Annotated in this window: 14 protein-coding genes and 1 pseudogene; 7 read left to right on the forward strand and 8 right to left on the reverse strand. The window is 59.2% G+C overall.

From position 1 onward, the window contains the following. Window positions 1–40: 40 nt before the first annotated feature. The 6 genes from phnD to M6G53_RS04200 all read right to left on the reverse strand — a co-directional run bounded on the left by phnD (window position 41) and on the right by M6G53_RS04200 (window position 6,004). Entirely contained in the window at window positions 41–973 is a 933-nt protein-coding gene (gene phnD / locus M6G53_RS04175) for a phosphonate ABC transporter substrate-binding protein (RefSeq protein ID WP_019454696.1), read from the reverse strand. A 41-nt stretch (window positions 974–1,014) separates the two neighbouring features. After that, window positions 1,015–1,848: a phosphonate ABC transporter ATP-binding protein gene (phnC, locus tag M6G53_RS04180; RefSeq protein WP_253329179.1), complete on the reverse strand. Its 834-nt coding sequence runs from the start codon at window positions 1,846–1,848 to the stop codon at window positions 1,015–1,017. 117 nt (window positions 1,849–1,965) lie between these two features. Next, window positions 1,966–2,973, reverse strand: a complete 1,008-nt coding sequence (trpS, locus tag M6G53_RS04185; protein WP_253329180.1) for a tryptophan--tRNA ligase — start codon at window positions 2,971–2,973, stop codon at window positions 1,966–1,968. A 334-nt stretch (window positions 2,974–3,307) separates the two neighbouring features. Then, window positions 3,308–3,835, reverse strand: coding sequence for a cysteine hydrolase family protein (locus tag M6G53_RS04190; RefSeq protein ID WP_049201024.1), 528 nt, complete (start codon window positions 3,833–3,835; stop codon window positions 3,308–3,310). 29 nt (window positions 3,836–3,864) lie between these two features. Next, window positions 3,865–4,968 (reverse strand): suppressor of fused domain protein, encoded by a 1,104-nt coding sequence (locus M6G53_RS04195; RefSeq protein ID WP_253329182.1) that lies wholly within the window; start codon window positions 4,966–4,968, stop codon window positions 3,865–3,867. 163 nt (window positions 4,969–5,131) lie between these two features. Next, complete coding sequence (locus M6G53_RS04200) at window positions 5,132–6,004, reverse strand: oxygenase MpaB family protein (protein ID WP_253329191.1); 873 nt, start codon at window positions 6,002–6,004, stop codon at window positions 5,132–5,134. A gap of 241 nt (window positions 6,005–6,245) precedes the next feature. Between M6G53_RS04200 and M6G53_RS04205 the strand changes: the two genes are divergently transcribed. From M6G53_RS04205 to M6G53_RS04220, 4 genes are all read left to right on the forward strand, one after another. After that, a complete protein-coding gene (locus tag M6G53_RS04205; protein WP_253329193.1) occupies window positions 6,246–6,689 on the forward strand; it encodes an acetyltransferase in 444 nt (147 codons plus the stop codon). 263 nt (window positions 6,690–6,952) lie between these two features. Then, on the forward strand, window positions 6,953–7,978 hold the full coding sequence (locus M6G53_RS04210) for a methionine ABC transporter ATP-binding protein (RefSeq protein WP_253329195.1): 1,026 nt from the start codon (window positions 6,953–6,955) through the stop codon (window positions 7,976–7,978). After that, complete coding sequence (locus M6G53_RS04215) at window positions 7,971–8,639, forward strand: methionine ABC transporter permease (RefSeq protein ID WP_253329197.1); 669 nt, start codon at window positions 7,971–7,973, stop codon at window positions 8,637–8,639. The genes M6G53_RS04210 and M6G53_RS04215 overlap by 8 nt, the downstream gene beginning before the upstream one ends. Before the next feature lie 19 nt (window positions 8,640–8,658). Beyond that, the gene (locus M6G53_RS04220; RefSeq protein WP_253329199.1) at window positions 8,659–9,477 is read left to right on the forward strand and encodes a MetQ/NlpA family ABC transporter substrate-binding protein; all 819 of its coding nucleotides are present in this window, start codon (window positions 8,659–8,661) and stop codon (window positions 9,475–9,477) included. 35 nt (window positions 9,478–9,512) lie between these two features. Here the strand turns inward: M6G53_RS04220 and M6G53_RS04225 are convergent, their stop codons facing one another. Beyond that, the gene (locus tag M6G53_RS04225) at window positions 9,513–10,157 is read right to left on the reverse strand and encodes a TetR/AcrR family transcriptional regulator (protein WP_253329201.1); all 645 of its coding nucleotides are present in this window, start codon (window positions 10,155–10,157) and stop codon (window positions 9,513–9,515) included. A gap of 176 nt (window positions 10,158–10,333) precedes the next feature. Here M6G53_RS04225 and bhsA (M6G53_RS04230) point away from each other — a divergent pair, with 176 nt between their 5' ends. The 3 genes and pseudogenes from bhsA (M6G53_RS04230) to M6G53_RS04240 form a co-directional block, all read left to right on the forward strand. Beyond that, window positions 10,334–10,591, forward strand: a complete 258-nt coding sequence (bhsA, locus tag M6G53_RS04230) for a multiple stress resistance protein BhsA (RefSeq protein WP_253329203.1) — start codon at window positions 10,334–10,336, stop codon at window positions 10,589–10,591. Between the two features lie 192 nt (window positions 10,592–10,783). Continuing rightward, window positions 10,784–11,041, forward strand: coding sequence for a multiple stress resistance protein BhsA (gene bhsA, locus M6G53_RS04235; protein ID WP_004939517.1), 258 nt, complete (start codon window positions 10,784–10,786; stop codon window positions 11,039–11,041). Between the two features lie 113 nt (window positions 11,042–11,154). Next, a pseudogene (locus M6G53_RS04240) lies at window positions 11,155–11,316 on the forward strand (diaminopimelate epimerase); the annotation flags it as partial. Between the two features lie 368 nt (window positions 11,317–11,684). Here the strand turns inward: M6G53_RS04240 and M6G53_RS04245 are convergent. Beyond that, a complete protein-coding gene (locus M6G53_RS04245; RefSeq protein ID WP_253329205.1) occupies window positions 11,685–12,719 on the reverse strand; it encodes an alpha/beta hydrolase family protein in 1,035 nt (344 codons plus the stop codon). Window positions 12,720–12,746 lie beyond the last annotated feature (27 nt).

Here is a 12,746-nt window from a genome sequence, read left to right on the forward strand (position 1 = left end):
CGCTGAACCCCTTCATTCGGACGGCCGAGGCAGCCGGGAATTAACGGTCGCCTTTGGTCAGCTCGCGCTTCATATCGATGATGTTCTGGTATTCCGCCAGGGTGGTGTCGCCGATGTGCTGTTTGCCGCCCATCGCTTTGATAAAGCACTGGTGATCGTCTTTATCCAGCTTCTTGATGGCGGTGACGACTTTGGCCTTGAAGTCGGCCGGCAGCGAGTTGCTCACCAGGATCGGGCCGTTCGGGATCAGCGGCGACTGCCAGATGATGCGGATCTGTTTCATCAGGTCCGGGTGATCCATGCGGATCATGCGGGTGAACGCGCCGCTGGTGTAGCCGGTGTTGTAGTCGCCGATCATCGACGCCCAGGTCACCGCGCCTTCGAACTGGCCGTTCAGCACGCCGAGGATGTCCTGCTCGTGGCCGCCGGAGAAGGTGACGCTGGAGAAGGTGTTGTTGTATTTGTTGTCGACCGTGCCGCCGAACAGCTTTTTAAACGCCTGGTTTGGGATCAGGAAGCCGGAGGTGGAATCCGGATCGGCGAAGCCGATGGCCTTGCCTTTCAGGTCTTCCAGTTTCTGGTACGGGCTGCCGGCCTTCACCACCACCACCGAGTGGTAGCCGCGCGACTGGTCGACGTCGTCGACCGCGATGCCGACGATATCCACCGCTTTCGGATCCTTGATGTAGACCGAAGCGAACGACGACGGCGACATGCTCAGCACCAGGTCAATCTTGCCGCCCAGCAGGCCCTGGATCACGCCGGAATAGTCGGACGAGTTGCGCAGCTTGGTATCGACGTTCAACTCTTTATCCAGAAACTGCTTCACGCACTGGTTATCGCCGATCTGCTGGGTGGCGTTCTGGCCGCCGAGAATGCCCAGGTTCAGCTCTTTCGGCGCATCCGCTGCGGCAGCATTAAATACCATCATCGCGCCGGCCATCAGGGTGGTCAGACTCAATACTTTTTTCATTAGGTGTGCCTTGTGTGTAAAGGGTAAAGGTCAAAAGTGCTTCAATGGATCTGATTGGCTTCTTCGCCATACAGCTGGTGCAGGATCCGTTCGTTCAGTTGCGAAGGATGCCCGTCAAACACGATCTTCCCGTGGGCGATGCCGATCACCCGCGAGCAATACTCTTTCACCAGTTCGACCGAGTGCAGGTTCACCATCACCGCGATGCCGTCTTCGCTGATTTTTTGCAGCGCGTCCATGATGCGGCGGGTGTTTTTCGGATCGAGCGACGCGACCGGCTCATCGGCCAGCAGGATTTGCGGGTTTTGCATCAGCGCGCGGCAGATGGCGACGCGCTGCATTTGGCCGCCGGAGAGGTTCTCGGCGCGCTGCAGCGCGTGCGGCAGCATGTTGAGCCACTGCAACAGCTCGATGGCGCGAGCGCGGTCGGCGTCATCGAACAGTTTGAAGAAGGATTTCAGGGTAGACGTGTGGCTCAGACGGCCCAGCAGCACGTTGGTCATCACGTCCAGCCGCGGCACCAGACAGAAGTCCTGGAAGATCATGCCGCAGCGCGCGCGCCACTGGCGCATCTGGCGGCCGGCCAGCTGGGCGATATCCTGCACCGCGCCATCGTCTTCGAAGTGCAGCATCTCGCCGCAGCTGGAAGGAATGGTGCCGTTCAGGGTGTGCAGCAGCGTGGACTTGCCCGCGCCGGAGCGGCCGATCACCGCCACGAATTCGCCGGCGTGCAGATCGAAATTGATGTCATCCAGCACGCGCTGCTGCGCTTTGTAGGCCTTGCCAAGTCCCTTTACCGATAATACTTTGCGGGATGCGGCGGCGTGCTGCCCTGGAAAGTCGTGCTGTGCCAATTTTAACAGTGCCTGAGCCATATGATATCTCTGGTTTCAGTGGCTAATCATTATGGGCACCTATTAACGGATAAGTTTATGACAGTGGGATGATGGTTTTATGGCCGGGGCGTGACGCGTGCCGCCCCGGCGTTCGCCTCACGCCAGGGTGAAGAAGTCCAGCCCCAGCGCCGTCTTGACCTGTTGCAGCGTCTGTTGGCTGACCTGATGCGCGCGGCGGGTGCCGTGCTGCAGGATGCGCGTCAGCTCGCCTTTATCGGCGATGAATTCGGCGCGGCGGGTGCGGATCGGCTCGAGCAGGCTCTGCAGGCAATCCTCCAGCAGCCGTTTGATTTTCACGTCCCCCAACCCGCCGCGCCGATAGTGCGCCTTCAGATCTGCCACCAGCGCGGCGTCTTCGCAGAAGGCGTCCAGGTAGGTGAACACCATGTTGCCCTCCACCCGGCCGGGATCGCTGACGTTGAGATGGCCGGGGTCGGTGAACATGCTCATCACCGCCTTGTGCACCTCGTCGGCGCCGGCGCCAAGCTGGATGGCGTTGCCGCGCGATTTCGACATCTTGCCCTGCCCGTCCAGCCCCGGCAGACGCCCGACGTGGCTCAACAAAGGCTGGCACTCCGTTAATATCGGTTGGCCGACGATGTGGTTGAAACGCCGCACGATCTCATTGGTTTGCTCCAGCATCGGCAGCTGATCCTCGCCGACCGGCACGTGGGTGGCGCCAAAGGCGGTGATGTCCGCCGCCTGGCTGACCGGATAAATCAAAAAACCGGCCGGCAGGCTGCGAGCGAAATCCTTCTCGGCGATTTCGTTTTTCACCGTCGGGTTGCGTTCCAGCCGCGCCACGCTGACCAGGTTGAGGTAGTACATCGTCAGCTCGGCCAACGCCGGCAGCGCCGACTGCAGGCAGATCGTGGTCTTGTGTGGATCGATGCCCACCGCCAGATAGTCGGCCACGACGTTGAGCACGTTGGCGCTGATTTTTTGCGGGTTGTTGCCGTTGTCGGTCAGGCCCTGCAGGTCCGCCACCATCACCGTTTGGTTATGCTGGTGCTGCAGTTCGACACGCTGGCGCAGCGAGCCGACGAAGTGGCCTAAATGCAGTGGGCCGGTGGCGCGATCGCCGGTAAGAATGGTGTAGCTCATGACAGTGCTCCTGAAGGTCTGTAGACCGCCGGATCAACGCCACAAAAAATAATGCCGCCAAACCGGCGGCATTAAAAAGAGATGTGAATACTCGTGCCGCCTCAGAAGAGGCGCCACCATGACTGATTGTGGGTGGAGTGCATCGATATATTCATGCCATCAAGGTATACCCGCAGCGGCAGCGCGTCAATAGCCCGCCGCCGGCGCGTAAGACGGCGTGATCGCCGCCGAGAAGCATTCCCCCGCAGGATCCCGTCTGGCGCTGGCCAAGGTGGCGGCGCGGCGGGCGGGTCTGAAATAACGAACGGGGGCCTCGGCCCCCGTTTTTCCGTTCTCAGAACACGATGTCCGCCGCGGGAACGGCGCGGATCGGCACGCCGAAGCTTTCGATATTCGACAGCGTCTCGTTATGGTGGGTGCGGATCAGCAGACCGTCGGCATAGGGTTTGTCGTGGCAGGTATGGGCATCCGCCGCCAGCGTCACCGGATAGCCGTGCGCCGCCGCGCTGCGCACCGTGGTGTCGATGCAAAACGGCGTGGAGTAGCCGCAAACCACCAGCTGCGATACGCCGTTGGCGATCAGCAACGCACCCAGTGAGGTGCGCAGGAACGAGTCCGGCGTGGTTTTATCCACCCGGTGGTCGCCCGGCGCCACCTTCAGCGCCGCGAGCACTTGCCAGGCGGCGCTGCCGTGCCGCAGCTCGTCGTCCGGCGTGTGGTGCTGAATCACGACAACCGGCACGCCCGCCCTGCGGGCGCGCTCGCTCAGCTGATTGATGCGCGCAACGGTACCCGCGGCATCCGCCGGCGGCGGCGTAAACAACCCTTCCTGCACATCGATAATCAACAGCGCGGTGGTCATGGCGGCTCCCGAAGCGAAGATAAGTGGCGTCAGCACACCGGCTGGCGCGGGCGGAAAATATGGTCGACGCCCTGCTCCCGCAGCCGGTTCACCAGATCGTGCCCGCCGTTCGGCGTGGCGTGCGCCAGCTGCCGCTCGGCGGTAAACACCGGGCTGGCCCAGAACAGGTTCACCGGATCGCCGTACTGCTGCGGCAGAGTCAGGTGCGCGCTATGCGGGTAGAAGGACGACGATAAAATATAGCCCTCGTAGCCCAGCGGCGCCACGTCCGACTCCAGCGTATGCCCTTCGCCGATCCAGGTCAGCCGCGCCCACGGCGCGTGCGCGAAACCGGCCAGCGCGCTGGCCATCTGCACCGCGTTGTCTTCGGTCATGTATTGGCTGTCGATGGCGATCGCCATCTCCATGCGGCGATAGCGCGAAGCCTCGTCGTTGAACAGGATCTCCACCCACGGCATCGGCCGGATGCTGACCCCCATGGTGAGGAAGTAGTAGATGCCGTCGCGCTCGTGCTGGGTGATGGCCATCGGCGGCCACTTGCCCTGATCGATGGCGTAGTACTTCACCGAAGGGCCAAAATGCGGCTCATAGCGCGCCTGAAAATCGCGCTGCATCTTCGGCCACGGGTTGCCCTCTTCACGCTGCCAGCTGCGCCAGAACTGGCGGGTACTCTCCGCCTGCGCATACTGGGTGTTGGTCGAGGCCGAGCCGAGCGGATAAGCCAACGGGCTCTCTTTGATGCAGCTGGCGGAATAGCACACCGAATGGTCAATATACAGGCTCCAGCCGGGGATCACCGCCAAAAGCTGGCCGTAATACCACAGGGCTGCGCCGTCGTCGCTTTCGTTCCACACCACCATCAGCCCTTCCGGGTTCAGCGGCGCTTCGCCTTCCAGATTGCGGCAAAACTCCGCCGCCAGCATCGGCGGCTGCCCTTGATCCAGCGCGGCGCGATCTTCCTGCAGCGGCGCGGCGGCCAGGTTGCGCAGCCAGCAGGCGCGCACCTGATAGCGATCGCTGTAGGCTTCGGCGGGATAGATATAAAAATAGGCGGCCCTGCTCCCTTGCTGAACCACCGCGACCAGCGTCTGGTTCTCATTGCTGACTTCAGCAAGTACGTATGACTCGTTCATATCACCTCAATAGGGTCAGGGCACGGCAGAATCGGCTGCGCGCCAAAAATGGAATGTGGCTTTGCCCCCAAGTGTAAAACGCATTACTGGCCGGATCACCCGTAAAAGTCTCAAAAGCGTCCGTAAACGAAGATAAACAAAGACGAATTATAGCGGCTGTGGCTCATGACGGCTGAGTGATGCGCCGCACCGCGCGCTGATAGGAACCGTTGCGCATCGACGCGCCCAGCACCTTGCCGAGGCCTGCGGCGCCCGTTCGCACCAGCCGCCGCCGCAGCGCGCCCGGATGAAAACCGAACTGCCGCTGCGCCCATTCGGGCAACAGATCGATGCCCGCCTGCATCACCAGCCCGCCAAGCGGGCGCGCCAATGCGCTCGGCGCCGGCGCCTTCAGCAGAATGCGCGCCACCTCGCGAGTGCGTTCATCGCAGACCAGCTGCGGCTGCATCGCCTGCAGGTACTCTTCGACCTCCGCGCAGGACTGAGGAATTGCGGTCGCCCCCAGCGCGGCGGCCACGCGTGCCGCTTCGCGGTAGTATTGATCCTGCAAATCGCGGGAAAGATGCGGGTTGCGGTAGCGCAGGTGGCTGGCCAGAAAACGGCTGCTCTCCGCCACATGCACCCAGGTGAGCAGCGCCGGATCGCTGGCGGCATAAGGCGTGCCCTCGCTGCCGACGCCGGTCACCCGCAGATGGATGGCTTTGACTTTGGCGATCAGCCGCTCCGCCTCGGCGGTCGGGCCGAAGGTGGTGACCGACACGAACTGGCTGGTGCGGCGCAGGCGGCCAATCATATCTTCGCGGAAGTTGGAGTGATCCCACACCCCGGCCAGCGCCAGCGGGTGCAGCATCTGCAGCAGCAAGGCGCTGACGCCGCCGCACAGCATCGGGGTGAAATCGCGGTGAACCTGCCAGATGACCGACTGCGGGCCGAACAAGCCCGGATCGCCCGGCGGGTTCTCAAAATCGACGCCGCCGAGCGCCAGCCCGGTCAGGCTGAGCACCTGTTTTTCTATCGCTGCGCGTACCGCTTCCATCCTGCTGCCCTCTCGCTCATTCAGCGGCCAGTGTAGCACGCGGCGGGCGCCCCATTACGCCCTGCGGCGGTTGAAAGCATTAACTTACTGAATTACAGTTGTTATACCGCTTGTCATAAGGCGGGCCTATTCGATCCACTGCAGAGGCGCTTTGCAGGGCGTTAACCCACGTTAATTCGGCACTAACCCCACAAAACCTCTATCTAGTTTTTTTCCTCCAACTTAGATAGCAGAGAGTTCGATGATTACCATCAGAGCACGCGCGGCGGAAGACAACGCGCAATTGGCAGATATCTGGCTGCGTTCGGTGCGCGCCACTCACCATTTTTTAACCGAAGACAATATCGCACAGCTGTTCCCGCTGGTGCTGAACGACTACCTGCCGGCGGTTAACGTCTGGGTGGCCGAAGACCGGCCGGGGCACCCCTGCGGCTTTATCGGCCTGAACGGCAACAAGGTGGAAATGCTGTTTATCGACGCCGATCGGCGCGGCAAAGGGGTGGGCAAAGCGCTGCTGACCCACGCGGAAACGCTGCACGATGAACTGCAGCTGGACGTGAACGAGCAAAACCCGCAGGCCAGCGGCTTCTACCGCCACTACGGGTTTGTCATCACCGGCCGCTCGCCGCTCGACGGCCAGGGCAACCCGTTCCCGCTGCTGCACATGAAGCTGGACAAACACTAGCCCTCCGCCGGCCGCCCTGCGGCCGGTTTTCTCCCCGCACGTTTCACCCGCCGTCTAATATATCAAATCAGAATAAGTAATAGATTTTACATTCTTCCTGTCACTATAAACCCTCGGTAGGATTGCCCGGTATTCACCCGCAACAGAGGTTCCGTCCGCCACTTCCCGCCGGGTTGTGCCCGCCGTAAAGCCGAACGCCCCCTGTCCGGCGCACCGCGCTCCGGACGGAATGCTGTGAAGTATCGATAAGGATCCGCTTCGCTATGATCGTTCTTTCGAACGTTTGCAAAACTTTTGACAGCACACAGGGCCGCATCGTGGCGGTAGACAACGTCAGTCTGGCGGTAGAAGCCGGGCAAATTTACGGCATCATCGGCTACAGCGGCGCCGGCAAAAGCACGCTGATCCGCCTGCTCAACGGCCTGGAAACGCCCACCAGCGGCCGCATTGACGTAGGCGGCTTCGATATCGCTCGCGCCAAAGGCAGCCATCTGCGCCAGGCGCGGCTGAAAATCAGCATGGTGTTTCAGCACTTCAACCTGCTGTGGTCGCGCACCGTCAGCCAAAACATTGCTTTTTCCATGCAGATCGCCGGCGTGCCCAAGGCGCAGATTGCGCCGCGCGTGGCGGAGCTGATCGCGCTGGTCGGCCTGCAGGGGCGTGAAGACGCCTACCCGTCGCAGCTCAGCGGTGGCCAGAAACAGCGCGTCGGCATCGCCCGCGCGCTGGCCAATAACCCGAGCGTGCTGCTGTGCGACGAGGCCACCTCGGCGCTCGACCCGCAGACCACCGACGCCATTCTCGACCTGCTGCTAGACATCAACCGCCAGCTGAAATTGACCATCGTGCTGATCACCCACGAGATGCACGTGGTGCGCAAAATCTGCCACCGCGTGGCGGTGATGGAAAACGGCCGCATCGTCGAAGAAGGCCCGGTGCTCGACGTGTTCACCCGGCCACAGCAGCCGATCACCCGGCAGTTCGTCAAACAGGTATCGCAGTATGCGGACACCGAAGAGAGTTTCAACCCGCTGCTCACCGCCCATCTGCCGGGGGCGATTTTCAAGCTGACCTTTGTCGGCGTGCAAACCCATCAGGCGGTGATCGCCGAAGTGATCCGGCGCTACGCCCTGTCCATCAACATTCTGCACGGCAAGATCAGCCACACCCTCAACGGGTCGTTCGGCGAACTGTACATCCACGCCGAAGGCAACGAACAACAGGTCGCCGACATGCTCAGCCTGCTGCACGAAAGAGACATCGCCGTCGAGGTTATCCAACATGATTGAATCCCTGTTCCCCCACCTGCGTCTGGACCAACTGTGGGACGCCACCTGGGAAACGCTGTACATGACCGGCATCGCCGGTTTGGCCACGCTGGTGCTGGGCATCGTGCTCGGCGTGCTGCTGTTTTTAACCTCGAAGGGCCAACTGTGGCAGAACCGGGCGATCTACTCGCTGATCTCCGTGTTGGTCAACGTCTTCCGCTCCATTCCGTTCATCATTCTGATCGTGCTGCTGATCCCGTTCACCAAGTCGCTGATCGGCACCATTCTCGGCGCGGACGCGGCCCTGCCAGCGCTGATCGTCGGCGCGGCGCCGTTCTACGCCCGGCTGGTGGAGATCGCGCTGCGCGAGGTCGACAAAGGGGTGATCGAGGCGGCGCGCTCGATGGGCGCCAAAAACCGCACCCTGATTTTCCGCGTATTGCTGCCGGAGAGCTCGCCGGCGCTGGTTTCCGGCATCACTGTCACCCTGATCGCGCTGGTGAGCTACACCGCGATGGCCGGGGTGATCGGCGCCGGCGGCCTGGGCAACCTGGCCTACCTGGAAGGGTTCCAACGCAACCACAGTGACGTGACGCTGGTGGCGACGCTGACGATTCTGCTGATCGTTTTCGTCATTCAGTTCATCGGCGACACCCTGACAAGAACGCTCGATAAACGTTAATTAACCAAGGAAAACAATGATGAAAAAGCACCTACTGATGTTGGCTTTCGCCTCCGTCGCCACCCTCGCCGCTTTTGGCGCCACGGCGGCGACCAAGCTGGTGGTCGGCGCCTCCAACGTGCCGCACGCCGAGATCCTCGAACAGGCCAAGCCGATACTGGCGAAGGAAGGCATCGATCTGCAGATCAAGCGCTTTCAGGACTACATCCTGCCGAACACCGCGCTGGCCAGCCACGACATCGACGCCAACTACTTCCAGCACGTGCCTTACCTGAACTCGGTGCTGAAAGACCACGCCGACGACAAGAACTATGACTTCGTCAGCGCCGGCGCGATCCATATTGAGCCTATCGGCATCTACTCGAAGAAGTACAAGAGCCTGAAAGATCTGCCGGAAAACGGCAAAATCATCATGCGCGACGCGGTGGCGGAAGAAGGCCGTATCCTGTCTATATTTGAGCGGGAAGGCGTGATCAAGCTGAAACCGGGGGTGAGTAAGGTGGACGCACGCATCAGCGACGTGGTGGAAAACCCGAAACACCTGAAGTTCCAGGCTAACGTCGAGGGCGCGCTGCTGCCGCAGATGTACAACAACGACGAAGGCGACGCGGTGGTGATCAACGCCAACTACGCCATCGACGCCGGGCTGAATCCGACCAAAGATCCGATCGCGGTCGAAAGCGGCGAAAACAACCCGTACGCCAACATCATCACCGTGCACAAGGCCGACGTGAACAAGCCGGAGATCGTGGCGCTGGTCAAGGTGCTGCACTCCAAACCGATTCAGGACTTTATTCGCGAGAAATACCAGGGTGCGGTGATCCCGGTCAATCAGTAAGGGGTTACACGGCCCGGTAAAAGCCGGGCCGGTTGTTACACCTTATTGCCAATCTGGCTGAGCCGCGGCCACACCAGCATCAACGCCTCCAGCAACCGCAGCAGATCGCTCCGGCTTGCCCCTTCGCGCGCCTGTACCGACATACCTTCAATGGTGCAAATCACGTATTTCGCCAGCAGCGCGGTGTCGGTTTTCGCCAGCAGTTCGCCCTGCTGCACCTTGCGATCGAAGCAGGCTTTCAGCGCCGCTTCCTGCGCATGATGCTTCCTGCGCAGCATCTGCGCGATGTCATCGGATGCCGACGACAGCGCGGCGGAGGCGCACACCATAAAGCAGCCTGACGGCGTATCGGGGTCGGTAAATACGTCGGCGGAAGAACGCACGTAGGCTTCGACGATCTCGGCCACCGGCAGATCCTGCTCCAGCAGTTGGTTGGCGCACTGCGTGTACTTTTGCAGATAACGCTCTACCGCCGCACGAAACATCCCTTCCTTGTTGCCGAACTCCGCATACAGCGTTGGTGCCTTGGCGCCGGTCACTTCCACCAGATCGGCCAGCGAGGTGGCTTCATAACCGTGCCGCCAGAACAACTCGAGCGCGCTTTCCAGCGCCCGGTCGCGATCAAATTGTTTCGGTCTGCCACGGCTTTTTTTGCCGCAGACCGTTTCATTGATGCTCATCGTTCCTCTCCTGTCCCGCTCCACAGCAGGGTTAGCACAAATAACTTAACGATCATTATAAAAAAATATTGCGCGCTCGTCGAGAACCTATTAGCATTTAGTTATCGATCGTTAAGATAAATTAGCGAAGCGGATTAAAACCCTCTATTTACCGTTATCGGAAAGGAAATAACATTATGAAAAACTTAAAATTAACCTTAGCAGCACTCACTCTGGCCAGCGTTTCCTTCGGCAGCTTCGCCGCCGATTTAGTCCAGAGCCAACCGGCTGACCAGCAGAAAGTGGGCGTCGTTACCGTCAGCGGCTCGTCGGATCTGACCTCGCTGGAAAGCAGCCTGGCAGCCAAAGCCGATCAGGCCGGTGCCAAATCCTTCCGCATCATCGGCGCCGGCGGTAACAACCAGCTGCATGGCACCGCAGAAATCTATCAATAACAACGTATTAAGCCAACGGATTGCCTGTTCTTTTGCTCACAACGCCAGGGCGTAAAAAAAATTAATTAACGATTATTAAAAAAATACTTGCAATCTGTCAAACCGGCATCTAACATTAAATTATCGATCGTTAATTAATTTAACGACCTTACCAAACAAACATTGTAAAGAACACAGATAGGAAATAAGACTATGAAAAACCTGAAAATGACCATCGCCGCCATCGCACTGGCTTCCGTCTCCTTCGGCAGCTTCGCCGCCGAACTGGTCAATGCTCAACCGGCCGATCTGCAAAAAGCCGGCGTCGTCACCGTCAGCGGTGCGTCCGACCTGAGCAGCCTGGAAAACAAACTGGCGGCCAAAGCCGACGCAGCCGGCGCCAAATCCTTCCAGATCATCGCCACCACCGGCGACAACAAACTGCACGGTACCGCGATCATCTACAATTAATTGCCACACCGGCAATCGCGCAAAAGGGCGGCTCAGGCCGCCTTTTGTTTGTTTTGACGCCAACGTTCTGTTGTAAGCTGTAGCAACCTTTTCTTGCTGAGCCGAGCAACGCCATGACTCCCCTGCTGTTTCACAAATATCACGGCCTGGGCAACGACTACCTGATATGCCACCATTCGTTCGCCGATCGTCTGAGCCAGGAACAGATCCGCCTGCTGTGCCACCCGCATTACGGCATCGGTTCCGACGACCTGCTGATCGACAGCGGCGACGCCGCTTTTTGAATATCTGTCAAAGTGGTTCCTACTACTTTGGTGGAAACCACTTTGGCAAATGTGTCAGAAAATCACCAGACGGTACACGATGTACGCTTACCTTTGCCCATTGGTTCACCTGCGAAATTTTGAGGTGGGCATATCGCCTCAACTTAGGTGGCCAAATTCAGTTTGCCACTACAGGTGACAACAATTCAGAAAAACAGCATGTTATCTGACGCTACCTTAATACGACAGAGCCGGATGTTTGCGAGCAAAGGCATTATGTTGGCAAACCGCTATACTTACCCGTTGAATCTGAACCGAGTAAACTTGCTGCTGATTAAGCCACTCCAGGCCGTATCGTTGTGACACGTACTACAATATCCTTAAGCGCCCCCTCTACTTTTTTGCCAGACTCCGGTAAGGAAACGGGTGATATCATTCTCAATCATGCTGTGCAGAGCCACTCGATCGATCCCCGGTGGATCTTCACACAACAGTGGCATGGCAGTCCGCAATTCTGTCGAGCAGGGGGCAAGGAAGACAAAATGCCCGGCGCCAGAAATGACTTTCAGTTGTGGTTTGACGGGCAGAATTTTTGCCAGCTCGCCGGTGTTCTCGCGCCAGGAGAGCTCTTCATCCTTATCACCAGTGAAGATTAGCGTCGGTTTGGTGAAGATTTTAAGGGACTCAGGGGCGAAAGGTGCACTCACTGGCGCCATCAGAACCCAAGCTTTAATGCGCGGGTCCGATTCAGGTGCGAGAGCGGGACCATCGTTTTTAATATGCCCTTTTGCCAGACACAGGGCTTCTGCCTGATGATTTTCACAGTAGCTAACGTAGCGTGATGGATCAATCCTGCCACCTGCCAGTAGTAATCCCGTTTCACCACCGGATGAGAAACCGATAAAAGCAATTTTGTCGGCGTCAACATGCTGGCGTATATCCGGGGTACTCAGCGCTGCCGTAATCGCAGCGGAGATTTGCAGAGGGCGGCCGTACAGGGTGCTCGCCGCACCCGCGCCTGACTGATCTTTGTAATTATCGCCGGGGTGACTCAGGGTGATCACGATATTGCCCTGACGGGCAAGCGAGGTTGCCAGATCATGATGGCTCCACAAACTTCCTGCGTTGCCATGTGAAATTACAATCAGGGGATAGCGCCCGGGTGCCATTTTCACTGCGTTGCGTGCCGACACATGGTAGGGGCCAAAGTTGCTCATCGTATTCCCGCTCATATTCCCGGGATAGAACCAGACCGCTTCCATTGGTTTCTTCGCGACAGGGTCAATGACTGCCAGCCTGCGAAAACCCGCCTCATCAGCGGGCTGGGCCCAGGCAAAAAATGTAAAGCCCGAACAGAGGGCATAAAGCGCGGTATGGCGAATAAACTTAATTGCACCGCTGAGTAACTTACTCATTAAAATCATCACCTTTTATTCAATCGA

It is taken from the genome of Serratia nevei, assembly GCF_024160145.1.
GTDB lineage: Bacteria > Pseudomonadota > Gammaproteobacteria > Enterobacterales > Enterobacteriaceae > Serratia > Serratia nevei_A.

Excerpts from the sequence above, each read along its gene's own strand:
- M6G53_RS04210 (WP_253329195.1), top strand. The coding sequence starts at position 6,953 with ATGATCGTTCTTTCGAACGTTTGCAAAACTTTTGACAGCACACAGGGC.
- M6G53_RS04195 (WP_253329182.1), bottom strand. The coding sequence starts at position 4,968 with ATGAACGAGTCATACGTACTTGCTGAAGTCAGCAATGAGAACCAGACG.
- phnC (WP_253329179.1), bottom strand. The coding sequence starts at position 1,848 with ATGGCTCAGGCACTGTTAAAATTGGCACAGCACGACTTTCCAGGGCAG.
- phnD (WP_019454696.1), bottom strand. The coding sequence starts at position 973 with ATGAAAAAAGTATTGAGTCTGACCACCCTGATGGCCGGCGCGATGATG.
- M6G53_RS04215 (WP_253329197.1), top strand. The coding sequence starts at position 7,971 with ATGATTGAATCCCTGTTCCCCCACCTGCGTCTGGACCAACTGTGGGAC.
- M6G53_RS04200 (WP_253329191.1), bottom strand. The coding sequence starts at position 6,004 with ATGGAAGCGGTACGCGCAGCGATAGAAAAACAGGTGCTCAGCCTGACC.
- trpS (WP_253329180.1), bottom strand. The coding sequence starts at position 2,973 with ATGAGCTACACCATTCTTACCGGCGATCGCGCCACCGGCCCACTGCAT.
- M6G53_RS04225 (WP_253329201.1), bottom strand. The coding sequence starts at position 10,157 with ATGAGCATCAATGAAACGGTCTGCGGCAAAAAAAGCCGTGGCAGACCG.
- M6G53_RS04245 (WP_253329205.1), bottom strand. The coding sequence starts at position 12,719 with ATGAGTAAGTTACTCAGCGGTGCAATTAAGTTTATTCGCCATACCGCG.
- bhsA (WP_253329203.1), top strand. The coding sequence starts at position 10,334 with ATGAAAAACTTAAAATTAACCTTAGCAGCACTCACTCTGGCCAGCGTT.
- bhsA (WP_004939517.1), top strand. The coding sequence starts at position 10,784 with ATGAAAAACCTGAAAATGACCATCGCCGCCATCGCACTGGCTTCCGTC.
- M6G53_RS04190 (WP_049201024.1), bottom strand. The coding sequence starts at position 3,835 with ATGACCACCGCGCTGTTGATTATCGATGTGCAGGAAGGGTTGTTTACG.
- M6G53_RS04205 (WP_253329193.1), top strand. The coding sequence starts at position 6,246 with ATGATTACCATCAGAGCACGCGCGGCGGAAGACAACGCGCAATTGGCA.
- M6G53_RS04220 (WP_253329199.1), top strand. The coding sequence starts at position 8,659 with ATGAAAAAGCACCTACTGATGTTGGCTTTCGCCTCCGTCGCCACCCTC.